We start from the raw sequence: 23,831 nt of genomic DNA, 5'->3' as shown, positions 1-23,831 counted from the left end.
GATATGTCAGTATTAAATACACAACAAATTCAAGAAATTTTGCCACATCGTTACCCAATGCTAATGTTGGATACCGTAGAAGAATTGGTACCTGGCGAAAGCGCAGTTGCGATTAAAAATGTAACGGTCAATGAAGAAATTTTCCAGGGGCATTTTCCAGGCAATCCAACATTTCCAGGTAATTTAACAATTGAGGCTTTAGCCCAAACTGGCGCAGTCGTTTTGTTATCAATGCCTGAATACAAAGGGAAAACGGCTTATTTCGGTGGTATTAAAAAGGCTCGTTTCCGTAAAATGGTTCGCCCTGGTGATCAAGTGAGATTAGAAGTTAAGTTGACCCGTTTACGTGGCCCTATCGGGGAAGGTAAGGGAACAGCCTATGTGGATGGCAAGCGTGTCACCACGGCTGACTTAACATTTATTGTTGGAGATTAAATATGTTCAAAAAAGTTTTAGTGGCGAATCGAGGAGAAATTGCGGTTCGTATCATTCGTACACTGAAGGAAATGGGCATTAAATCTGTCGCTATTTATTCTTCAGCCGATGCGGATAGTCTTCATGTGCGATTAGCAGATGAAGCAATTGCCGTTGGTGGACCAAGGTCAAAAGACAGCTATTTAAATATGAAAAATATTTTGAGTGCTGCTGTATTGACTGGTGCTGAGGCTATCCATCCGGGCTATGGTTTCTTATCTGAAAATGAAGCCTTCGCTGAGATGGTGGGTGCAGTTGGTCTAAAGTGGATTGGACCAAGTCCTAAGGTATTGGAATTGATGGGAAACAAAGCGAACGCGCGTGAGTCAATGCGTGAAGCTGGTGTACCAGTCATTCCAGGATCTGAAGGCTTTATCCATAATGCAAGTGAAGCGAAAAAGGTTGCTGAGCGAATCGGTTATCCTTTGTTGCTAAAAGCCGCCGCTGGTGGTGGTGGTAAAGGGATGCGATTTGTTTATGAGGAAACCGAATTAGCTGACAAATTTGATGATGCCCAACATGAGGCGAAAGCCGCTTTTGGGGATGGTCATATGTATGTTGAGAAGGTCATGACTAATGTGCGTCATATCGAGATGCAAATTATTCGTGACCAACAAGGCAATGTGCTATATTTCCCAGAACGAAATTGCTCATTACAACGTAATAACCAAAAAGTTATGGAAGAAAGCCCAGCGGTTGGTGTGACACAAGCAATGCGTGATGAATTGGGAGCTATCGCAACCAAAGCCGTCAATGCATTAGATTATGAAAATACCGGAACACTTGAGTTTTTGGAAGATCATGAAGGTAATTTCTACTTCATGGAAATGAATACTCGAATTCAAGTTGAGCACCCAGTTACTGAATTAGTTACTGGCGTTGATTTAATAAAGATGCAGGTACAGGTGGCAGCTGGTGAGACATTAACCATGCAACAGGCAGAGATTAAAGTTAATGGGCACGCAATCGAGGTGCGATTAAATGCTGAACAACCAGAGCGTAACTTTGCTCCAAGTGCTGGTAAGATTAATTTTGCCTTTTTACCAACTGGTGGACCAGGTATTCGTATCGATTCTGCGATTTACTCAGGTGACATTATTCAGCCATTCTACGATTCCATGATTGGTAAGCTACTGGTGCATGGTGATGACCGTAGTGAAGCAGTTATTAAGATGAAACGTATTTTAGATGAGCTGGTCATTGATGGTGTCAATACGAATGCGGATTTCCAAGAAGCGTTGTTGAATGACGAGGTTGTCGCCAAAGGATTGTTTACGACTCAGTACCTTGAGCATGACTTTTTACCAACATGGCAAAAAAGTTTAACAACAGGTGAATAGGAGGCAAATAATGGATTTATTTAATAAACCAAATGCCAAATTGCCTAAAATTAAAAAGGATGCGCATGTTGATGCTCAAATTCCGGATGGTTTATTTTTAGCATGTCCATATTGTGGCGCACAATTATATTCTAAGCAATTGGGAGAACATCGCGTTTGTCCAACTTGTGGTTACGGATTTCGTTTGCAAGCATATGAGCGTGTTCATTTAATGACAACGGCATTTGAAGAGTGGGATGCAGACTTAACACTAGAAACGACAGACTTTCCTGGTTATGCAGAAAAGCTAAGTCGCGCAAAATCACAAACTAAACTGAAGGAATCAGTTTTGACTGGTCAAGCGGTTATTGAAAATGAGACGGTTGCACTGGGAATTATGGATTCTTACTTTATGATGGGGTCATTAGGAACTGTGACTGGCGAGAAAATTACGCGCTTGTTTGAAAAAGCAACCACGCAACAGTTACCAGTTATATTATTCACTGCCTCTGGTGGTGCCCGTATGCAGGAGGGTATCAACTCTTTGATGCAGATGGCTAAGGTATCGGCAGCAGTAGCCGCACATCAGGAAGCCGGATTGCCATACTTTGTGGTATTAACTGATCCAACAACTGGTGGTGTGACTGCTTCATTTGCAATGCAAGGGGATGTTACATTAGCTGAACCACATGCGTTAGTTGGCTTTGCCGGTAAGCGTGTGATTGAGCAAACCATCCATGAGAAAGTACCTAAAGATTTCCAGCGTGCGGAAACAGTGTTGGAAAATGGGTTCATTGATGCAGTTGTGCAACGTAAAGAATTGCCAAAGGTTTTGGCACAACTCGTTAAATTCCATCAACCACAAGGAGGTCGTTAATCATGGTGAGTTTATTTAGACGTGAATTAACCCCCGTCCAAATCGTTAAACGTGCGCGTGAGGACCGGTTTATGGCCCGTGAAATTATTTCAGGCGTGTTTACTGATTTCTTTGAGCTACATGGTGATCGTTATGCTGGTGATGATAAAAGCGTGATTGGTGGTCTCGCAAACCTTAACGGTGAACCAGTGACGGTGATTGTGATTGACAAAGGTTCAGATATCAATGATAAGTTAGCTAAACGTAATGGTTCACCTGAACCATACGGTTATCGTAAGGCAATTCGTTTAATGAAACAGGCAGCTAAGTTTGGCCGACCAATTATTACGTTCATTAATACACCCGGAGCTTTTCCAGGAAAAACCGCTGAGGATCAGGGGCAAGGTGAAGCGATTGCGCAAAGTATTTTGGAGAGTCTGAAATTACCAGTACCAATGATTGCCATTGTTTATGGTGAAGGTGGTTCTGGTGGAGCGCTTGCATTGGCAACAGCTGATCAAGTGTGGATGTTCCAGAATTCAACTTATTCGGTTCTTTCACCTGAAGGATTTGCATCTATTCTATGGAAGGATGCAAAACGTCATGATGAAGCAGCGGCAGTGATGGGCTTAACGCCTAATGATTTGCTAGATAATCATGTCATTGAGTACATCATACCTGAAAGTCGTTCACATTCACGTGTCTTTTCACTGATTCGTGCAAAATTGACTGAGGAAATTCAAACATTGGCTAATATGCCAACGGATAAATTGATTGCCCAACGACGGGCGCGTTTTCGTAAATTTTAATTATAAAGGGAGCGAGATAAAAGTTGTTTTGAAGCCGGTGTGTGACGTGAATTGTGTTACATTGAGGCTTCAGACTTTTGACACGCGTTTATACTATCAAAGTTACAGACGTAAATTAATATATTTTTAGTAAAAGTGGCTGGAACATTTATTTTGTTCCAGCCACTTTTCTTATCATTTAGAGGAATTAGCCCATCGTGTCATGTTGATTTCTGCCATCCCCGTCTTTTTTCTATCTTTTTTCAATTTTTCCCGGTAGAATAAACTTAATATTAGGGGGATGAGGAGGAATATACAGTGACTGATAGGCAAATGGTGCAAAAGCAACAAGCTGGAGAATTTGCGGCGACGTTGATTGCAGATGGCATGATTGTTGGTCTAGGGACCGGTTCAACTGTACGTTTTTTTATTGAAGCATTGGCGGCCAGAATTAATAGTGAAGGATTGGATATTATTGGTGTCACAACATCTAATAAAACATCTTCATTAGCCAAGTCATGGGGAATCAAGTTAGCTTCAGTTGATGAAGTACCCAAAATTGATTTAACGATTGATGGTGCTGATGAAGTCGACCACCAATTAAATGGCATCAAGGGTGGGGGTGCAGCTCTGCTGTTTGAAAAAATTGTTGCGTTAAATTCAGAGAAAAATATTTGGATTATTGATGAATCAAAATATCATGAGGTGATTGGTCAATTTCCATTACCCGTTGAAGTGGTGCCTTATGGCAGTCATCATCTGTTGCAAAAGTTTTTGGCAGCAGATATGAATCCGACTTTTCGACGAACGACGACAGGCGAACGGGTAACCACTGATGCAGGTAATTACATTATTGATTTGCACTTAAACCACATTACGCATCCTACAAGTTTAGCGTATTTTTTGGAACAAACGATTGGGGTCGTTGAACATGGGTTATTTTTGAATATAGTCGATGAGGTTATTATTGGCGGCAATCAACCGACATTAATTTCTAATACAAAGCCATCATGTTAGACTAAATAACGCCATAATCCTATGGTACAATGAGATTAGTTGTATTGGGGAACACAATAACAAAGGAGAATGACAGAAATGACTTGGCAAGATAATTTTCAATTATGGACAAAACACAATGATTTACCAGAATATTTAAAAAATGACATGGATGAGTTGGCAATAGATGAACAACAAGCAGAAGATGCTTTTTATCAACCATTGTCATTTGGAACTGCTGGTATGCGAGGCCTGTTAGGTGCAGGAATCAATCGTATGAACATTTACACGGTCCGACAAGCTACAGAGGGATTAGCTCGTTTGATGGATTCATTATCTGAAGATGTGAAAAAGCGCGGTGTTGCGATTTCATATGATTCACGTCATTTCTCACAAGAATTTGCTTTTGAATCAGCCAAGGTTTTGGGTGCCCATGGTATTAAGGCCTATGTCTTTGAATCACTACGCCCAACACCAGAGCTATCTTTTACTGTGCGTCATCTTAATGCTTATGCAGGGATTATGATTACAGCTTCGCACAATCCAAAAGAATACAATGGTTATAAAATTTACGGTGAAGATGGTGGCCAGATGCCACCAAAGGAATCGGATATTATTACAGCATCAATCCGTGAAGCCGACATGTTTACGGTACCAGTAAAGCCGCAAACGGAGCTAGAATCTGCCGGTTTGTTGGTAACCATTGGTAAGGATGTTGATGATGACTATTTGTCTGAAATCAAGACGGTTACGGTGGATCAAGAATTGGTTAATAAAGAAGGCCGTGATATGAAGTTGGTCTATTCACCACTTCATGGAACGGGCGCTTTGATTGCCGGCCAAGCGTTGGCTAATGCTGGCTTTAAGAATGTGACGATCGTACCAGAACAAGCACAGCCAGATGGTGATTTTCCAACAGTTACTTTGCCAAATCCGGAAGACCCAGCAGCATTGGCCATGGGGATTGATTTGGCTAAGCAACAAGGTGCTGATGTGGTGATTGGTGTGGATCCAGATGCTGATCGGATGGGAACAGCGGTCCGACTACCATCAGGTGAATATCAATTATTAACAGGTAATCAAATTGGAGCCATTTTACTGCACTACTTACTAACTGCTAAGCAAACAGCTGGTACGTTACCAGCAAATGGTGTGCTTGTTAAATCAATTGTTTCATCAGAGTTTGCGGCAGATATCGCAAAGAGTTTTGATATTGAAACTGTTAACGTGTTAACGGGCTTCAAGTATATTGCTGAACAGATTCAAAACTATGAATCAACGCATGAGCACACTTTCTTGTTTGGCTTTGAAGAATCATATGGTTACCTTGTTAAACCATTTGCTCGTGATAAAGATTCTGTTCAAGCAACTGTTTTGTTAGCGGAAGTAGCAGCTTATTACAAGTCATTAGGTAAGACGCTGTATGACGGTTTGCAAGACTTGTTCAAGACATATGGTTATTTTGTTGAAAATACACAATCACTAACATTTAAGGGAATCGATGGTGCGGAGAAGATTGCAGCATTAATGGCGAAATTCCGTGCTGAGCAACCAACTTCATTTGGTGACATTGCGGTCACAAAGTTTGCGGACTTTACGTTACAAACAGAGACTGATACGCAGACAGGTGTGACGACCCCAATGACATTACCAAAGGCAAATGTATTGAAGTATTGGTTGGCTGATGGCTCATGGGTAGCTGTGCGTCCATCTGGTACTGAACCAAAAATCAAACTATATGTTGGTACTAAAGGTGCAACACAACAAGCGGCTGATGATAAATTAACAGCTATTCAGCAATCAATTACTGATTATGTTGATTAATGCATTTTAAGTATAAGAGGTTGGAACATTTTCTTGTGTCCCAACCTTTTTTAGGTTATTCGTCAAATGGTACTGATAGCAGAATTATTTAATTGAATAGCTTAAGCGCTAAGCAGCTGAATTCTTCATGAATTTGGCTGCTTTTTGTGTATAGTTTTGTGAGTAGAAACTGTCTTTAAAAGCAATTAATATACGCAAACGGAATAGTTTGAAATTGCGAAAACCGTATGCAGTACGCTTAATGGCTTTAATTTTATTATTAGCCCTCTCAACGGGACCATTAGAGAACTTATAGGTAAAACTGTTTTCAATTTCTGATAGATGCTTTTTTAGAGTCAGCCGAGCCTTTTTCATATCTAGAGGGATTTTTTGTTGGACAGACTAGTTACAGCTGGTCTGTTTTTTTATTTATCGTAAATTATACAGAAACAAATAAAAAGGTACCGATGACTAATCTGAATGATTAGCTATCAGTACCCAAAATTGTAGAACCCTTTTTTATCAATAAAGGGTTGTTATGCCACACGCATATTATAAAAAAATAAATATTAGGCGATGGATATTTTTGGGCATGTTACAATGTAGGATAGTAGACTAGAAAGTATCTTATGATTATTAGTTCATAAAGATTGGAGAAAATGATGATTGGATGGATTATTGTCGGTATCGTGGTTGTCTTGGCTTTATTATGGGTAGGAATTTATAACGGCCTTGTACAGGCACGTATGCGTACACAAGAGTCATGGAGTCAGATTGACGTACAGTTAAAGCGACGAAACGATTTGATTCCAAATTTGGTGGAGACAGTCAAGGGCTCAGCTAAATTCGAACAAGGAACTTTAGAGAAAGTTGTTAGTCTGCGTAATGCATTAACACAAACACCAACTGATGACCATCAGAAAACAATGGCCCTATCAGACCAACTGACCAACTCTTTGAAGTCAGTTTTTGCAGTTGCTGAATCGTATCCCGATTTGAAAGCATCAAATCAATATAATAAGTTGATGGAAGAATTGACGAATACAGAAAATAAAATTGCTTATTCACGTCAGTTATTTAATACCACAACTGCCACATACAATACAAAATTGCAGTCGTTCCCAACAAACTTTGTTGCTAAGATTCATAGCTTCAAACCTAGTGAATTCTTGGAAACACCAGCAGAAGAACGAGAAATGGTCAACGTCTCATTTGATGAACGTGGCCTTTAAGAGGTGATTGACCATGTTATTTGAACAAATTGCAAAAAATAAACGCAAGACAATTGTGTTGTTTGTTGGTTTCTTTTTGTTCATGGGAATTGTTGGTGCAGCGTTAGGGTATTGCATGTTTGGTGAATGGGTAGCAGGTGTAATTATAGCGGTCGTAACAGGAATTGTTTACGCTGTCTATATGTTTGGTCAATCAACAGATGTCGTAATGGGAATGAATCATGCCCAGGAAATCACGAATGCGGACCAGGCGCCTGACTTATGGCATATCGTAGAAGATATGGCGCTAGTCGCAAATGTGCCAATGCCACGTGTATTTATTATTGATGATCCAAGTCCTAATGCTTTTGCAACGGGTAATGACCCTGAACATGCAGCGGTAGCAGCGACTTCTGGCATCATGTCAGTATTAACACGTGAAGAATTAGAAGGTGTCATGGCACACGAGATGACGCATGTTCGTAACTATGATATTCGACTGCAAACAATTGCCGTTGCTTTGACATCAGCAATTGCCATGTTGGCCAACTTTGGAACCCATTTTTGGTACTTTGGTGGTAGTCGTAATCGTGATAATAAAGAAGGCAACGTTATTGCGTTAATTGCTTCGATTGCTGTGCTTGTGTTGGCACCAATTGCGGCAACGTTAGTCCAATTAGCAATTTCACGAAATCGAGAATTTTTGGCAGATGCCGGTGCAGTGGAATTGACGCGTAATCCGCAGGGACTGATCAATGCCTTGAATAAAATTTCTAATAGTGAACCAATGTCTGATGAAAATGTTTCACCAGAAAGTGCCGCATTGTATATTTCTAACCCATTACAAACAAAAAAATTAACCAATCTATTTTCAACACACCCACCAATGTCTGAAAGAATTTCAGCATTACAAAAAATGTGAAGATGAATATATTTTAAGCATAAACATTAATAGACAAAAGATATTTTAAAGTCAGAGTAAATCGCGTGACATTGAAAGATCAGTCTTTTGCCACATGTTTATGCTTTTTTCTTTTGGCTTTTGAATACGCTGTGATACAATGAAAGAATTGTTGGTCGTCGAAAAGGCCAAAAGAAGGAGAAAATGATGAAAAAGAAAGCCCCAGTGGTTAAGAATCAAGAATTTGATGCTGAAGTAATCGACTTAACTTACCAAGGAAATGGTGTTGTTAAAGTTGATGATTTTCCGGTATTTGTGACGAATGCAGTTCCTGGCGAAAAGATTCGCGTGGGTATTACAAAAGTTACTAGTAATTATGCCTTTGGACGGGTGGTAAAGACAATTGAGTCATCACCAAACCGTAATCATATGGTTAATACAGCTGCTTTAACAACTGGTATTGCACCATTAGCACACCTAAAATATGATGCACAATTGAAATTCAAGCAACAACAGATTGCCGAATTATTCAATAAGCAACATGTTGATGTTAATGTAGCACCTACTATTGGTATGGAAAATCCAACGGGTTACCGTAACAAAGCACAAATTCCAGCTCGTGAAATTAAAGGACAATTAACGACTGGATTCTTCCGCCGTGGTTCACACCGGTTGATGCCAATTGAGGATTTTTATATTCAAGATCCTGAAATTGACAAAGCCATTGTTATTATTCGTGATATTTTACGGAAGTTCCATATTGCCGCTTATGATGAAGTTCATCATAAGGGGGTTATTCGTAATATTATGGTTCGTCGTGGTTATTATTCACACGAAATGATGGTTGTGTTAGTTACACGTTCAAAGCGTATTCCTGGTGCAAACATTATCATTCCACAAATTAAAGAAGCGCTGCCAGAAGTGACTTCGATTATTCAAAACGTTAACCAAGATAAGACAAATGTTATTTTGGGTGATGTTAACCATGTATTGTGGGGAAACAAAGTGATTAAGGATACTTTGTTTGATAAGACTTTTGCGATTGGACCAAATTCATTCTATCAAGTTAATCCACAAACAACCGAAGTGCTTTATAAGTTAGCAGCTGATAAGGCTGAATTAACTGGTAATGAAACAGTTATTGATGCTTACTCAGGTATTGGAACGATTTCATTGACGATTGCTGATAAGGTAAAGTCAGTACTTGGTGTGGAAGTTGTGCCAGCAGCTATTGATGATGCTAAGCGTAATGCAGATTTAAACAATGTTCATAATGTTAAATTTGAATTAGGTAAGGCTGAAGAAAAGATGGTCGCATGGCAACAAGATGGCCTACAACCAGATGTTATCTTTGTGGATCCACCACGTAAGGGATTGACCCCCGAGTTAATTGATGCGGCTTCGGCAATGGCACCAAAGAAAATTGTGTACATTAGCTGTAATCCAGCAACCTTAGTACGTGATATTGTGCAATTCGAAGAAAATGGTTACACGATTAAAGGTGATGTGCAACCAGTTGACCAATTCCCACAAACAACGCATATTGAGTCAGTAACTGTACTTGAGCGTGATTAATAATTATTTTTAAAAGCATGAATGAAGAGCAGGCTGAGGCAACTGGATGCCACAGCCTGCTTTATGCTTAAAATGTATCAATTGTAAATCAACAATTTTTACAGCATAAACACGTGTCAAATTTATTTTAGAATAATTTATCAGCTGAGAGATAGCTAATTTTATTGTTGATGATGATATAATTAATATTAACTAAACGTATAAGTAGTACACAAGGGGAACTAATTATGGCATACAAACTTGGAATCATTGGCACCAATTGGATTACAAAACAATTCGTACAAGCGGCTCACGAATCAGGTCAATATGTGCTAAAGGCAGTATATTCACGTCATGAAGATACTGGTAAGCAATTTGCTCAACCATTTAATGTTGATGATGTTTATACTGATTTGGAAACTTTCTATAATAGTGGTATCAATGTTGTTTACATTGCATCACCTAATAGTGTGCACTTTGAACAGGTTAAAGCTGCGATAAGCCATGATATTCATGTGATTGTGGAAAAAACTGCTTTTTCTAACCCAACGGAGTATGCTGCGATTTTAGAACTACTACATGATCATCCCAATGTACGTTTATTTGAAGCAGCCCGTCATATCCAGCAGCCTAATTTTAAAGTTATTGAACAACAAGTGGCCCAAATGGAAAAAATTTCTGGGGCAACTTTTGTTTATGAAAAGTACTCATCACGCTTTGATGACTATCTAGCAGGTAACGAACCTAATGTACTCAGTCGTCGTTTTAGTGCGGGAGCATTGACAGATTTAGGTGTGTACCCAATTTATGCCGCTATTAAACTGTTTGGTGCACCAAAACAAAGTCGTTATTTTGCGACACCATTACGTAATGGTGCTGATGGTCGTGGCATAGCTATTCTACGTTATGATGATTTTGATGTAACAATCGAGTTTGGAAAGGGATCTAATAGTCATTTACCATCTGAAATTCTAGGTCGACGGGACACCCTAGTAATCGGTGATATTGCTGAAGTACTTGATGTAACTTATTATGATAACGAAGGTGCTGCCCATCGATTGAGTCAAGAACCATTAGAAAATCCGATGATTGATGAAGCGGTAAAATTTGCTGATATGATGACAAATCCGGTCGATACTGCGGAAGCTTATCAAGAATTATTAGCCTTAAGTAAAACAGTAAACCAGGTACTATTTGATTTACGTCAAGATGCTGGGATTGTATTTCCTGCTGATAAATAACAATGAAACATAATATGAAGGAGATAAAATGGATTCCCGTTTTGAAGAACGTTTAACAAGTGTTGGGTTTACCACGCTAACGCCAATTCAATCAGCTGTTGCTGAACCCTTGGCAAATGGTCAATCAATTGATGCACTTGCACCAACAGGGACAGGAAAAACACTGGCCTTTACCTGGCCACTGTTACCTAAATTGGTGCCTGAAGATGGCGAACAATTATTAATATTAGCGCCGTCACAAGAATTAGCTATGCAAACAACACGGGTTGTCCGTGATTGGGCGAACGTACTGTCATTAAAAGTGTTGTCACTAACTGGTGGTGCAAATATCAAGCATCAATTGGATCGTTTAAAAAAGCACCCAGAAATTTTGATTGGAACGCCTGGACGGGTCAGTGAGTTGATTAATAACGGTAAACTAAAATTAAAAAGATTAAGAACGTTAATTTTAGATGAAGCTGATGAGTTGTTGCGCGATGATACAGCAAATCAAATTGATCTTATTTGGGATTCAATTGATGACGATGACGTACAAGTTGCATTATTTGGTGCGACGGAAGTTGATCAGTCAACGGCTAGCGGTCTATTTAATCGTGAATTTTCGCGGATTGATCAACGACAGGTTAGCATTCCAACAGCAATTAAGCATGAGTTTTGGTTAACAGCACGTGATCAACGACAAAAAAGATTGCGTCAATTAGCGACAGAAAGGCGTTTTCAAGCGATTGTATTCTTTAATACAACAAAACAATTAAAGATTACAGCCAGCTTTTTGGCACATGAACATGTGGCGATGGCGACTTTGGTACGCGGTGATTCAAGTACCACAAGGGCAAAATCACTTACTAATTTCCGCCAGGGTAAAGCAAAATTTTTGTTAACCACTGATGTTGCGGCAAGGGGACTTGATATTCCCGATTTGCCAGCAGTAATAAATTTCGACTTACCACGTGATGGGGAGACTTACACACATCGTGCCGGTAGAACTGGTCGTATGGGGAAAGTCGGTACTGTAATTTCTTTCGGAAATGATCATGATTTCCGCGATTTGAAGAAAATGGTTGCTATTGATATTCAGGCCATTTCTGGTGGTAAAGGGTTACCAAAGGCTGAGAAAGCAACAATTACTGAAAAAGCGGCTCATAAAAATCAAAATGAGACGTCTGTGACCCGTCCGAAATCAAAGTCATCAAAGGTTGACCAGCCTAGAAAAAAGAAAGTAGCAACTACCGACAGTATTTCACGTCAAGAGCGTTTTGCTAAAGAAAAGCGTGCCAAACGTAAGCATCGTAAAAATAAAGGTAAGCCAAAACATAATTAATAAGTGGATTGAGAACGAGATAAAATCAAATATTTCGCTCTTTTTTTATGAGCAATCCACTATTCAGGAAACGTTTTCACAAATTGTCTGTTTGTGAATAAAAAATTGTTATTTCATTCACAAAAAACGCTGTATATGTTACGATAATAGGTAATGAGAGATTCACAATATTTGAGATAGATTGTGAAAATAGGTAAATTTTGAAAAAGAGGTCGAAATAAATGGTTGAACATGATATTCCTAGAGCAACGGCAAAGCGATTGCCAATATACTATCGCTACTTAAAACTGTTGTTAGACTCTGGGACTGTCCGCGTTTCATCAAATGAGTTATCTGATGCAGTAAAGTTTGATGCGGCAACAATTCGACGTGATTTTTCTTACTTTGGCGCATTAGGTAAGCGTGGATACGGTTATGATGTCGAAGCCTTGATGACGTTCTTTGGTGAAATTCTTAATCAAGATACGTTAGCTTCTGTTGCGTTAGTTGGAGTAGGAAACTTAGGTCAAGCTTTGTTGAATTTCAATTTCCATCAAAGCTCAAATGCACGTATTGCAGCAGCATTTGATGTTAATCCTGATATTGTTAATACCATTCAGTCAGGAATTCCAGTGTACAGTCTAGATGATTTAGAGAAACAAATTACGGATCAGCGCATTGATGTTGCAATTGTAACGGTACCTGCTGATGTCGCACAAGATGTTGCTAAGCGTTTAGCTACTGCAGGTGTGCGTGGTATTTTGAATTTCACACCATTGCGTTTGGATGTACCAAAGTCAATTCGTGTTCAGAACGTGGACTTAACTAATGAGCTACAAACGCTTTTGTATTTTATAAATAATTTCGGTGAAAAGTAGGTTTTTACCAAAATTATAATTAATTATAAATAAAGAAGGGGTTACGACAGATTCTAGTCGTAACCCCTTTTCTCTTAAAATCAGCTTCAAGATGACTTTCGTCTCGTCTGATGTTAATCGTTAATATAAATGAAGTCTGCAGCATGTTGTGTAACTTGGAGCTTTCTATCACCAGAAATTAATACTAAGGGACCATCAAATGGTAGCCGCTCTTTAATTGTCCACGTGCTATTCAGGTCTAGTTGCAAAGTCTCGGTATATTGTAATAGTTCTAAGTCTTCAGTGAAACTATTGATAGTAACAGTTTCGTTATCGTTCGCTTCACGCAATGCTCGTAATGATTTTGGGTGGTAGTGATGGTCAATGTCGGGAATGACAAGCCCATGAGGACTCAATTCTGGGAATCCCAAATATTTATCTAGTGCGTTGATAAATTGATCATTTGCATCATGGTCCAGATGATCAGCATTAGAATGCGCTTCTGAAATTGATAAGCCAAGTTTGGTTGCACCAAATGTTTCAATCAAACGATGTGATCGGATTAAACGAAGGGCAGTTGCACGACCGGGTTTTGTTAAAGTGACACCATAATAAGGTACTACGTCAACTTCACCAGCTTCTTGCAGTTTTGCTAACATATTTGAAACTGATGAGGGAGTGACATTTAAATGTTCAGCAATTTGGTTATTTGAAATTTTTGTTGATTCATCGCCAACACTTAATTCTAGGATGGTTTGTAAATACTGGGTTTTAGAAATAGATTCAGGCATAATGTAAAAATTCCTCGTTTGTTGTGTAATAGTTAATGCTGTTAATTATATCACGGAAAAGACAATTGTGTTTTTTATATGATTAAAAAAATAATACGTTTGATAAAATATTTAGGATAGGTTATCATAATTATGGAAAATTAAATTAGCAACTGACGACAGTCAGTAACAAGTTTTGGAGGCTAGATATGCAGGAAACAAAGATGCGCCAAGAGAACAAGTTAGTTGGATGTGCCGTGATTCGGCAATTATTGCAAAGCTCGCGTGACATTTCTGAGCAGACTGTTCATCAATTAGTTGAATTGCTAGAGGCGACGCGTGATTGCCAACAAGAAGTTTTTGTTGGTCAGGTATATGATAGTTGTGTCTACAGAATCGGTTGTGGTTCCGTTTACTCGGAAACAAAATTAAAATTTGCCACACCGGATGTCCGTAATAAGTTTGCCAGTTCATTTGAGGCTGCTTGTCATGAGGTCGGGTTGCGTGTTCATCGAAGTTACTAATAATAGGTTAAAAACTACTTTCTAATTTCTATAATTAGTCATTTGGATGGATAATTATGAATATGACAGCCTGGTACTATAAAGTAGTGAGGCATGAGTTCAAAGGGGGTTGGGACATTTATTTGTCCCAACCCCCTTTATGCTTAAAATACATTAATCATAAGTTTATAAACTCTAATTATAAACGTTTTTTATTTGTCAGTCCTTAAACCAACGTAATTGTTTTATATTTTTTGGTGTAGCTGCTCAATTGTTTGATTGTTAAGCAAAAAATATAACAAAATACTTTGGATAGGTAAAAAGACAAGTTGTTTAATCACTCGTACCCATAACAAAGACATAATAGTTTCGTTATTATGAATATTACCAATTATCACGACCCATAATGTATTGCATAGGACGTTGACGATTACAAGGACAATACTTACTGTTACGATGATTCGAAGCCAAGATAACGTTTGTTGCTTATAGAAGGAAAAACCGTAAATGGCAGCTGCTAGGACAGCAGATAAGGTAAATCCCCAAAAATAACCGTAACCATTGAGCAAGCTACTGATCACATCAGTAAAAATCGCAACTAGCATTCCCCAGGCAGGACCATACCATTTTGCAATCATGCCAACGATTAAAAAAGTAAAACCAACTTTAATTGTGGCAGTTCCTAATGAGAAGCGACTGATGACTAACTGTAGGGCGATTAAAATACCCAACATAGCCAATTGTTTTGTACGTAAACGTGGTAAACCATATTCTAATGTTTTCATTTGAAAACACCTCCTTCTTTTGGAGGGTTTCACTTATTACAGTGAATGTGACCAAGACATCGCGGTAATCCTTCGTCCATGGCCCACATTCCGTTTCCATGGCACTTAACGCATCTTGATCTACCCTGTGCATCTAACAAATTTATATTATACTGCAAAGAATTTAAAAGTAAAATGAATTTCTAAAAAGCAAAACAAACGTCAAGGGTTTAAAATGTTTAAAAAGTTGGTAAAATGTTTTAATAAGGATAATTCATGGATATAAAAATGAAGACTGTCTACAAAGGGGCCGGATATGGGAAAAGTTTCAATTAGAGATGTTGCTAGTTTAGCGGGCGTATCAATCGCGACAGTATCACAAGTATTAAATGGCAAAGGGACTCGTTTTTCTGAAAAAACGAAAGCGAAAGTTTTGGCGGCCCGTGATGAAATTGGCTATGTACCAAATGCAAGTGCCCGTAGTTTAAAACAAGGGGCTACGATGCTAATTGGTGTCGTCGTGCCAAGTTTACGTAACCCGTTCTTTGGTGATTTGGTGCAACACATGCAAGAAAATATTCCTGATAATGTCTCATTATCAATTATGACGGCAGGAGCTGGTCAGGCTGATCAAACGGTTGAAATGTTGGTTAATTCAGGCGTTCATGGTATTATTATGGCAGGTCAATTGGCACAACCTGTTGCTATTGCTAGTAGTTTGAAAAAGCGTGGCATAGCCTTAGTGGTTCTTGAGAATCATGACGGATTAGTTGATGCAGATGCTGTTTATGCTTCTGATAAAATGGGTGGTCACCTGGTGGCTGAACACCTGTTAGCTCTCGGTCATAAACACGTTGTGCTGTTAGGAAATCAAGTTTATACTGATAACCTGCAATATCGAACAGCAGCGTTTAAAGAGACGATGTTAGCTGCAGGGGCGAAAGTTAGTGAGGTTGCAACACGTAATTTGACAAAGCATGCTGGCCGTGCAGCTGCAATGGCTGTTTCGATTACACAAGCAACAGCAGCATTTGCATTAAATGATGAACTTGCTATCGGCTTAATTGCTGGACTTAATGCACATGGTATTCAGGTACCTAAAGATATGTCGGTTATTGGCTATGATGATACTGACTATGCTGAATTTTTCAGACCTGCATTAACGACTGTTGAACAGCCACTTTGGTTAATTGCTGAAGCGGCCATGAAAACGGTGGTGGCACGTATTAATCATCCTGATGCGGAACGACAAGTGGCTGCATTTGATACGAAATTAATTGTTAGAGAATCAACTGCATCACTATCATAGATATGGTAAGGTAAGTGTAACAAGGAGGTCATTTTATAATGACAGGATTGTTCAAACGAACACGCGAACTAATAAAGTCACCAATAGGAGTCGATAAGCGCCAGACCATTATGTCAGCAGCCTTATCGACCCAAGTAACACATCTTATGAATGATGGTTGGGTGCCAAAGTCAATCGCTGCTTATGTTGACGATATTGTTAATAATGAGCAATTGAACGACCAAACAATGAATCAAATCTTATCGGAAAAGTGGGGCGAAGCACATCGGATTGGGTCGTCGCTTTTTACAACCATGTTTACAGCTGGGTTTCATCGTGGTGGTGTACCCGCAGCTGACCGCCTTGACGTGCTATACAAATTGCTGGGTATGACAGTTAGTCCAACTAATTTTGTGAGAATGTCACGGTTAGGTGATTGGGACTCAAAAGACAAAATTAAGGATGTAGACATGTATTATTTGCATCTCGAAACGGTTGATGAGGTGCAAGATTATTTTGAATTCGTTAAACAAATCGCCTTTATGGTACGGCTAAAGCATCATGCTTGGAATGGTATTCGTTCAAAGTATGAAACTAGTCGACAATTAAGTACGATCATGGACAATCAATTGCGATACTATCTCAGCAAGCCAATTGTGGATTTTATTTTACGCAATAATTGGCGTCAGGAAGACGTTGCTGAGGAAACCTTACAGTTGACTGGTACGCCAGTGTCTTATCCTAATGTCGCCTTTCATAATCGTGGGGTTGCGAAGCAGGATAATGTCAAGATGGCATTACCAGGTTATCATCTGGAATTGATTTTTAATAATCAAGGTCATTTGGTATCGATGTGGGAGGCCTTAGAGGCTCATCAGACGGTTGATGAATATGGCGTGCTTACTTTTTCAGAAGTACCAGACGATTACTCATTAGCTGAACTACAGATGATTGCCAATACGGAATCAACCAATTATGCAAATGCTGGTGGTCCAATCCACCAGTCATTAGATGTAAAGCCAGCCAATCGTTACGCTGGACTTGAATCAGATTTACGTAATTATGCGAAAAAGCAATTTTAAATAGATGTAACCCCCTCGTTGAACTGCAACGAGGGGGTTATTTGTATGTTAACGTTAGAAAACGGCGTTATATATGACTTGTACGGCTTCGTTCATGCGATCGACAGGGACACCAATCATTGTTGAAATTTGTGATGCGCCTTGATTTATCATTGGTAGATTGATACCAGCTTCAGCTAATGCCGAAGTTATTTTGCTAAATGTACCAATGTGTTGTTGCATACCTTCACCGACAATCATAATGATGGCATAGTCGTCTAACCAATCTAGTTCATCTGGGGCAATGATGGCGTAAAGATCATGACTAATATGCGCTTTGATCTCAGGTGTTAATTGTGCTTTATCAAAGATGATAGTCATATCATCGATTCCGGAAGGCATATGTTCATAGCTGACATTATATGTTGCTAAAATTTGTAAAATTTTTAAGGTAAAACCGACTTCACGGTTCAGCAAATAGCGATGTAAGTACAGGGAAGCAAAGCGATTGTCATTGGCGATACCTGTAACAGGATTTTTTGGATCAATCGCATGATTAGGCATGATCATTGTACCAGGAGCTTGTGGATCATTGGTGTTTTTGACATTAATTGGTATATTCGCTTCAATAACCGGGATAATTGCCTCATCATGGAAAACAGCAAAGCCGGCATATGATAATTCACGCATTTCACGATAAGTCATTTTTGAGATTGGTTGTGGATGGGCGACAATCTTTGGGTTAGCCGAGTAAATTGCTGATACGTCAGTAAAATTTTCATACAAGTCAGCTTGCAGGCCTCTTGCCAAAATTGCGCCAGTAATATCAGAACCACCGCGGCTAAACGTTGCAGCATAACCATCATTGGTATAGGCGATAAATCCAGGAACAATGAGGAGACTCGAGTCATCGAATTGATACTGATTGATTGCATGATAACTTTCTGGATCTAAGCGGGCAGCGCGTGGCGAACCAGTCACAGTAAGTCCTAATTCAGCTGGTGAAACAAAGTTAGCTAGCATGCCTTTTTCTTGCATAATTGCTGCTAGTAATTGGGCGTTTAATAGCTCACCATGTACCATGAAAGCGGCGTAGAGATGATTAAATGATGGATAGTGCACTCGGTTTAGGTGAACGAGTTGTTGCTTAATCTGTGAAATAATCTTATTATCTTCTAACGAAAAATGTTGAGCAATTTCTTGATAACGCGCTAATATTGTTGTCATAATTTCATCGGTGTTGGCACCAGCAATTGTTTGATCAGCGTAGGTTTTTAGTAAGTCGGTCACTTTGATGTCACTATCAAAACGCTTGCCCGGAGCTGATACGACAACGACCCGACGATCATGATCTGCTGTAATAATATCCAAAACTTTTTGGAATTGTGCGCCTGTCGCCAGGGATGAACCACCAAATTTTACGACTTTCATTGTTTCTGCCTCCAATTGAATTCCTAATTGGCACTAATTAAAAGTGAAAAAAAGATTAATGTCAAGTATTGACATAGCCATAAGATTAATATATTCTAATGTTACGTTAATGATTAATAGAGGTTGCAACCAACAACAGTCACTTAGTGGAGTTCACACAGACAATGATACTAAGTAAAAGGGGCGGTTGCCGAAATGATACAGATTGTGTAACTCGTATCGTTGGGCTAATAGCGAAAAACTATTAGACTGTCGCTGAATAAGCGGGGAGCTATTGTCACGGTCTTAAGGAATAGAAATGTGTCCGATTGACAGTGCAATAGTACTGTCAATCGGTTTTTTTATGCAATAAATTTAACAGCAAAGGGGCCATTATCATGGTAGTAGCAGCAACAAGACCAACAAGAATTAAAATATCACAAGTGGCAGTCACACATAATGTGGCCGTTACTCGTCAGGCCAGCGGTGCGAAGTTTATGTTTTTAGCCGTAAAAGCCAACGCTTATGGATTTGGTTTGATACCAATGGCACAAGCCGCGGTCAAAGCGGGGGTTGATGGCTTAGCGGTTGCCGTGTTAGATGAGGCCTTAGCGTTACGACAAGCAGGCATTACGGTACCAATTCTTATCTTGGGAATTACGTTGCCACAATATGCCAAGTTGATAGCTGATAATAATTTAATTGCGACGGTTAGTGATTTGGCTTGGTTACAATTAGCTCAGGAAAATTTGGATGAACATCAGGCGACTTTGCAAGTTAATTTAGGGGTCGATACTGGTATGGGGAGAATTGGTTTTCGTAGTCGCGAAACGTTATCTGAAGCAATTACGTACTTACAATCGCATGCGAGTTTCTTTAAATATCAAAGTATCATGACCCATTTTTCAGAATCTGATTCATTAGCCACAGATTACTTTCAAAAGCAGCTGGCAAATTGGCATCGCTTAACGGATGACTTACCAATGCCGCCGATGGTTCATTTAGCGAATTCTGGTGCCGCGATGTATCATGCCGATGAATTACCAACTGATTATATTCGTGCAGGGACAGTCGTGTATGGTATTGAACCATCACGTGGTGAGGTTTTGCCAGATAATTATTTAAAACCTGTCCTAACTTTGGAAACAGAACTTGTTTTTGTGAAAAAAATGCCCGCCGATGTGGGGATTAGTTATGGTCATACGTACTACACATATGAAGGTGAATGGGTTGGTACGCTACCAATCGGTTATGCCGATGGTTTGCCACGACCAATTCAAGGATTTGAAGTATTAGTAAATGGCAAAAAGGCACCTATTATTGGACAAATAGCAATGGACCAAATGATGATTTCATTACCGGAAGAGTTACCAGTGGGTACCGTCGTGACGATTATTGGTAAGCAAGGACAATATGAAAATACAATTGAAGATGTTGCGCAACATGTGGGACTAGCCCCTTGGGTCGTTGCTACAGGATTACAAGATCGACTGATGCGTGTGCTTGTTGATTAAAAGGGAGAAATAGTAAATATGTCAAAACCATATAAAGTCAATCAGGACGGTGAATTAACAATTGGTGGCGTTACAGCGACAGAATTAGCTTCACAGTATCAGACACCACTTTATGTGTATGATGTAAATCATATGCGCCAGCAAATGCGAGCTTTCAAGGCCGTGTTTATGAAGAGGAAACTTGATTATGCAGTTTCATACGCATCTAAAGCCTTTGCGACAGTTGCTATGTATGAAGTCGCTGCACAAGAAGATGTCCATTTGGATGTTGTCTCAGGCGGTGAGATTCAAACAGCCCTAGCGGCAAATTATCCAATGAATCATGTATCTTTTAATGGTAATAATAAGTCGGTTGCTGAGCTGGAAATGGCAGTTGATAGTGGTCTCGGCACGATTATCCTTGATAATTTTTATGAATTAGATATTTTACATGATGTGTTGAGTGAACGTGACAAAAAGCAAAATGTCCTATTAAGAATCACGCCAGGAGTTGAAGCACATACCCATGATTACATTTCTACTGGTCAAACTGATAGTAAATTTGGCTTTGATGTTGCAAGTGGTCAAGCTTATACAGCGCTTCAAAAAGCAATTGCTGATCCATATCTGAATGTACTAGGTGTTTCGGCCCATATTGGTTCACAGATATTTGATGTGACGGGTTTCCAGATGGCAGCTGCAAAGTTGGTCGACTTAGTACATGAATGGGGCTTTGATCCACAAGTTATCAATACCGGTGGTGGCTTTGGTATCCGATATACAGAAGATGACAAACCATTACCAGCAACTGAATTTGTTGAAGCTATTATTGATACGATTACGGAGAAAACGACGTCATATGGAATGGCGATGCCGGCTATTTGGATCGAACCAGGACGAGCAATTGTTGGTCCAGCTGGTTATAACTTATATACAATTGGTGCCAAGAAAGACGTACCTGGCATTCGAACGTATCTATCAGTTGATGGTGGGATGGGCGATAATATTCGGCCAGCTTTATATGAAGCAAAATATGAAGCGGTCTTGGCAAATAATCCACAAGCATCCACGGAACAAGTAGTTCGGGTTGCTGGTAAATATTGCGAATCGGGGGATGTCTTGGTTTGGCAACAAGAATTACCAAAAACGAAACCTGGGGATGTCCTAGCTGTCTTAGCGACTGGTGCGTATGGCTATTCAATGGCATCTAACTACAATCGTAATCCACGACCAGCAGTTGTCTTTGTGGAGGATGGCCACTCACAATTAGTTGTTGAACGAGAAACATATGCTGACATGCTTCGCTTAGACAAGCATTATCAATAAAAAATAATTGCAAGTAGGAGACAAATCAAGATGAATAATTTAGATGCACAAGAAATTATCAATTATATTGCAACTGCCCCTAAAAAGACGCCAGCAAGGGTAACTTTAGCAGGAGATTTAGCCGATATTGAATGGCCGACAACGGTGCAGGCTTTTATTGAAACCAAAACCGGTACGGTCATTGGTGACTACCAAGATATCCAACCTGTCCTTGCCGCAGCAGCGGATCAGATATCGGATTATCATGTGGAATTATTGGCGCGAAATAGTGGTGTCCCATTGTTGAACTATGAAAATGTTGCTGCACGAATTGAGCCAGGTGCCATTATTCGTGATCAGGTGGCAATCGGTGAGAATGCTGTGGTGATGATGGGAGCGGTTATTAATATCGGTGCTGAGATTGGCGCTGGTACGATGATTGATATGGGCGCAGTTCTTGGTGGCCGTGCAACTGTTGGTCAACACAGTCATATTGGTGCGGGAGCCGTGCTTGCGGGGGTCGTTGAACCAGCTTCAGCAACACCAGTGACGATTGGTGATAATGTATTGATTGGTGCCAATGCAGTAGTTATTGAAGGGGTTCAAGTTGGTGATAATGCGGTTATTGCAGCTGGTGCAATTGTTACCAAGGATGTACCAGCAAACACGGTAGTTGCTGGTGTTCCGGCTAAAGTAATCAAGGAAATGGATGAAAAGACCCAGGCAAAAACGGCGTTAGTTGATGCCCTAAGATCGCTATAAACGGAGGTAGATATGACGATTACAGATTTAAATTTAATTGATATTCGTCGCCATTTACATGCACACCCGGAATTGTCACTGGAGGAGTTCGAGACACAGCGTTATTTAAAAAATATTGTGACAGCTTGGCAATCTCCTTGGTTGACGATTCGAGAAATACCAGCGTTACCGACAGCCCTATTGGTACGATTGACCGGTAAGCATCCTAAACGAACGATTGGTTATCGAACAGATATTGATGCACTACCTATTACAGAAGAGACGGGCCTACCTTTCTCGTCAAAGCGTGCCGGAGTCATGCATGCATGTGGGCACGATATTCATATGACTGTTGCCCTGGGAGTTTTAGCCCATTTTGCTGAACAACAACCAGAAGATAATATGGTCTTTTTGTTCCAACCAGCTGAAGAAGAACACGCTGGCGGTAAACAACTTTATGAATTAGGCACATTTGTTGATGAATGGCGGCCAGATGAGTTTTATGCCTTACATGATCAGCCTGCTATGCCAGCTGGCCAGATTGCTACTCGTCAAGGCACTTTATTTGCCGGTAGTGCAGAAATTCACTTAACGATTAAAGGACAGGGTGGCCATGCTGCCTTTCCACATCGATCACAGGATGTGATTGTTGCTGCAGCGGCTTTTATCATGCAAGTTCAGACAATCGTCTCGCGTAATGTTGATCCAGTTCATGGTGGCGTGGTAACGATTGGTATGGTACAGGCTGGTAACATTGGGAATGTCATTCCAAACGAGGCAAAGCTAGCAGGGACGATTCGCGCGTTTGACCAGTCAGAATTAGAAATGATGCAACAACGCGTCAGAGAAATTGCACAAGGGTTGGCAGCTGTGTATGGTGTGGCATTTGATTTACAATTAGAACAAGGTGGTTATTGGCCTGTTAATAATAATTCCGATATTACCCGTGAGTTTATTCAGTACATGGCAAATGATGATGAGATTGATTTTACAACTTGTGAACCAGCTATGACGGGAGAAGATTTTGGGTATATTATTAACCAGATTCCAGGAACGATGTTTTGGCTAGGGGTCGGCGATGTTGACCATAGTTTACATGACAGTCGATTAAGTCCGGATGAAACAGCGATTGAAGCAGGAGTTAAGTCAATTATTAAGTATTTGTCTTGGCGGATGTCAGCATAGAAAGTGTGAAT

At 39.9% G+C, this 23,831-nt stretch carries 23 protein-coding genes and 2 riboswitches; of the genes, 19 read left to right on the top strand and 4 right to left on the bottom strand.

What is annotated here, in order from left to right; genetic code table 11:
• Positions 1-3: 3 nt before the first annotated feature.
• The 6 genes from fabZ to NGR58_RS04855 all read left to right on the top strand — a co-directional run bounded on the left by fabZ (position 4) and on the right by NGR58_RS04855 (position 6,257).
• Positions 4-435 carry a 3-hydroxyacyl-ACP dehydratase FabZ gene (gene fabZ / locus NGR58_RS04880; RefSeq protein WP_258088511.1) on the top strand — a complete coding sequence of 144 codons (432 nt, stop codon included), beginning with the start codon at positions 4-6 and terminating at the stop codon, positions 433-435.
• Positions 436-437: 2 nt separating this feature from the next.
• Entirely contained in the window at positions 438-1,814 is a 1,377-nt protein-coding gene (gene accC / locus NGR58_RS04875) for an acetyl-CoA carboxylase biotin carboxylase subunit (RefSeq protein ID WP_258088510.1), read from the top strand.
• 10 nt (positions 1,815-1,824) lie between these two features.
• A complete protein-coding gene (gene accD, locus NGR58_RS04870; protein ID WP_258088509.1) occupies positions 1,825-2,670 on the top strand; it encodes an acetyl-CoA carboxylase, carboxyltransferase subunit beta in 846 nt (281 codons plus the stop codon).
• Between the two features lie 2 nt (positions 2,671-2,672).
• Positions 2,673-3,458, top strand: a complete 786-nt coding sequence (gene accA, locus NGR58_RS04865) for a carboxyltransferase subunit alpha (RefSeq protein ID WP_258088508.1) — start codon at positions 2,673-2,675, stop codon at positions 3,456-3,458.
• Between the two features lie 312 nt (positions 3,459-3,770).
• Complete coding sequence (rpiA, locus tag NGR58_RS04860; RefSeq protein WP_258088519.1) at positions 3,771-4,454, top strand: ribose-5-phosphate isomerase RpiA; 684 nt, start codon at positions 3,771-3,773, stop codon at positions 4,452-4,454.
• A 78-nt stretch (positions 4,455-4,532) separates the two neighbouring features.
• Complete coding sequence (locus tag NGR58_RS04855; RefSeq protein WP_258088507.1) at positions 4,533-6,257, top strand: phospho-sugar mutase; 1,725 nt, start codon at positions 4,533-4,535, stop codon at positions 6,255-6,257.
• Positions 6,258-6,365: 108 nt separating this feature from the next.
• Here the strand turns inward: NGR58_RS04855 and NGR58_RS04850 are convergent, their stop codons facing one another.
• The gene (locus NGR58_RS04850) at positions 6,366-6,611 is read right to left on the bottom strand and encodes a transposase (protein WP_258088506.1); all 246 of its coding nucleotides are present in this window, start codon (positions 6,609-6,611) and stop codon (positions 6,366-6,368) included.
• Between the two features lie 287 nt (positions 6,612-6,898).
• On the opposite strand from NGR58_RS04850, the gene NGR58_RS04845 reads away from it, so the two are divergent.
• The 6 genes from NGR58_RS04845 (at position 6,899) to NGR58_RS04820 (ending at position 13,321) form a co-directional block, all read left to right on the top strand.
• Positions 6,899-7,468, top strand: coding sequence for a LemA family protein (locus NGR58_RS04845; RefSeq protein ID WP_258088505.1), 570 nt, complete (start codon positions 6,899-6,901; stop codon positions 7,466-7,468).
• A gap of 13 nt (positions 7,469-7,481) precedes the next feature.
• Complete coding sequence (htpX, locus tag NGR58_RS04840; protein ID WP_258088504.1) at positions 7,482-8,369, top strand: zinc metalloprotease HtpX; 888 nt, start codon at positions 7,482-7,484, stop codon at positions 8,367-8,369.
• 186 nt (positions 8,370-8,555) lie between these two features.
• Complete coding sequence (gene rlmD / locus NGR58_RS04835; RefSeq protein WP_258088518.1) at positions 8,556-9,923, top strand: 23S rRNA (uracil(1939)-C(5))-methyltransferase RlmD; 1,368 nt, start codon at positions 8,556-8,558, stop codon at positions 9,921-9,923.
• A gap of 227 nt (positions 9,924-10,150) precedes the next feature.
• Positions 10,151-11,143 (top strand): Gfo/Idh/MocA family protein, encoded by a 993-nt coding sequence (locus NGR58_RS04830; protein WP_258088503.1) that lies wholly within the window; start codon positions 10,151-10,153, stop codon positions 11,141-11,143.
• Positions 11,144-11,171: 28 nt separating this feature from the next.
• Positions 11,172-12,464 carry a DEAD/DEAH box helicase gene (locus NGR58_RS04825; protein WP_258088502.1) on the top strand — a complete coding sequence of 431 codons (1,293 nt, stop codon included), beginning with the start codon at positions 11,172-11,174 and terminating at the stop codon, positions 12,462-12,464.
• Between the two features lie 221 nt (positions 12,465-12,685).
• Positions 12,686-13,321, top strand: coding sequence for a redox-sensing transcriptional repressor Rex (locus tag NGR58_RS04820; RefSeq protein ID WP_075269327.1), 636 nt, complete (start codon positions 12,686-12,688; stop codon positions 13,319-13,321).
• A 113-nt stretch (positions 13,322-13,434) separates the two neighbouring features.
• On the opposite strand, the gene NGR58_RS04815 is transcribed toward NGR58_RS04820, so the two are convergent.
• Positions 13,435-14,091, bottom strand: a complete 657-nt coding sequence (locus tag NGR58_RS04815; protein WP_258088501.1) for a metal-dependent transcriptional regulator — start codon at positions 14,089-14,091, stop codon at positions 13,435-13,437.
• 188 nt (positions 14,092-14,279) lie between these two features.
• Between NGR58_RS04815 and NGR58_RS04810 the strand changes: the two genes are divergently transcribed.
• Entirely contained in the window at positions 14,280-14,594 is a 315-nt protein-coding gene (locus tag NGR58_RS04810) for a hypothetical protein (RefSeq protein WP_258088500.1), read from the top strand.
• A gap of 224 nt (positions 14,595-14,818) precedes the next feature.
• Here NGR58_RS04810 and NGR58_RS04805 read toward each other — a convergent pair whose 3' ends face one another.
• On the bottom strand, positions 14,819-15,358 hold the full coding sequence (locus NGR58_RS04805; RefSeq protein ID WP_258088499.1) for a folate family ECF transporter S component: 540 nt from the start codon (positions 15,356-15,358) through the stop codon (positions 14,819-14,821).
• A gap of 37 nt (positions 15,359-15,395) precedes the next feature.
• A riboswitch (THF riboswitch) is annotated at positions 15,396-15,488 on the bottom strand.
• Positions 15,489-15,653: 165 nt separating this feature from the next.
• Here NGR58_RS04805 and rbsR point away from each other — a divergent pair.
• Positions 15,654-16,646 carry a ribose utilization transcriptional repressor RbsR gene (gene rbsR, locus NGR58_RS04800; RefSeq protein WP_258088498.1) on the top strand — a complete coding sequence of 331 codons (993 nt, stop codon included), beginning with the start codon at positions 15,654-15,656 and terminating at the stop codon, positions 16,644-16,646.
• 38 nt (positions 16,647-16,684) lie between these two features.
• The gene (locus tag NGR58_RS04795; RefSeq protein ID WP_258088497.1) at positions 16,685-17,707 is read left to right on the top strand and encodes a DUF3114 domain-containing protein; all 1,023 of its coding nucleotides are present in this window, start codon (positions 16,685-16,687) and stop codon (positions 17,705-17,707) included.
• A 54-nt stretch (positions 17,708-17,761) separates the two neighbouring features.
• Here NGR58_RS04795 and NGR58_RS04790 read toward each other — a convergent pair whose 3' ends face one another.
• Positions 17,762-19,117 carry an aspartate kinase gene (locus tag NGR58_RS04790; protein WP_258088496.1) on the bottom strand — a complete coding sequence of 452 codons (1,356 nt, stop codon included), beginning with the start codon at positions 19,115-19,117 and terminating at the stop codon, positions 17,762-17,764.
• Between the two features lie 109 nt (positions 19,118-19,226).
• A riboswitch (Lysine riboswitch) is annotated at positions 19,227-19,399 on the top strand.
• A gap of 95 nt (positions 19,400-19,494) precedes the next feature.
• Between NGR58_RS04790 and alr the strand changes: the two genes are divergently transcribed.
• The 4 genes from alr to NGR58_RS04770 are packed head-to-tail and all read left to right on the top strand — an operon-like array spanning position 19,495 to position 23,820.
• Positions 19,495-20,610, top strand: coding sequence for an alanine racemase (gene alr / locus NGR58_RS04785; RefSeq protein ID WP_258088495.1), 1,116 nt, complete (start codon positions 19,495-19,497; stop codon positions 20,608-20,610).
• An 18-nt stretch (positions 20,611-20,628) separates the two neighbouring features.
• Positions 20,629-21,915, top strand: coding sequence for a diaminopimelate decarboxylase (gene lysA, locus NGR58_RS04780; RefSeq protein WP_258088494.1), 1,287 nt, complete (start codon positions 20,629-20,631; stop codon positions 21,913-21,915).
• A 30-nt stretch (positions 21,916-21,945) separates the two neighbouring features.
• A complete protein-coding gene (gene dapD / locus NGR58_RS04775) occupies positions 21,946-22,656 on the top strand; it encodes a 2,3,4,5-tetrahydropyridine-2,6-dicarboxylate N-acetyltransferase (protein WP_258088493.1) in 711 nt (236 codons plus the stop codon).
• Between the two features lie 12 nt (positions 22,657-22,668).
• Positions 22,669-23,820 carry an N-acetyldiaminopimelate deacetylase gene (locus tag NGR58_RS04770; RefSeq protein ID WP_258088492.1) on the top strand — a complete coding sequence of 384 codons (1,152 nt, stop codon included), beginning with the start codon at positions 22,669-22,671 and terminating at the stop codon, positions 23,818-23,820.
• Positions 23,821-23,831: the final 11 nt, after the last annotated feature.

The organism is Weissella fangxianensis (assembly GCF_024718545.1).
Classification (GTDB): domain Bacteria; phylum Bacillota; class Bacilli; order Lactobacillales; family Lactobacillaceae; genus Weissella; species Weissella fangxianensis.
The sequence above is the reverse complement of the archived record's forward strand: the minus strand, read 5'-3'. Positions and strand labels throughout refer to the sequence as shown.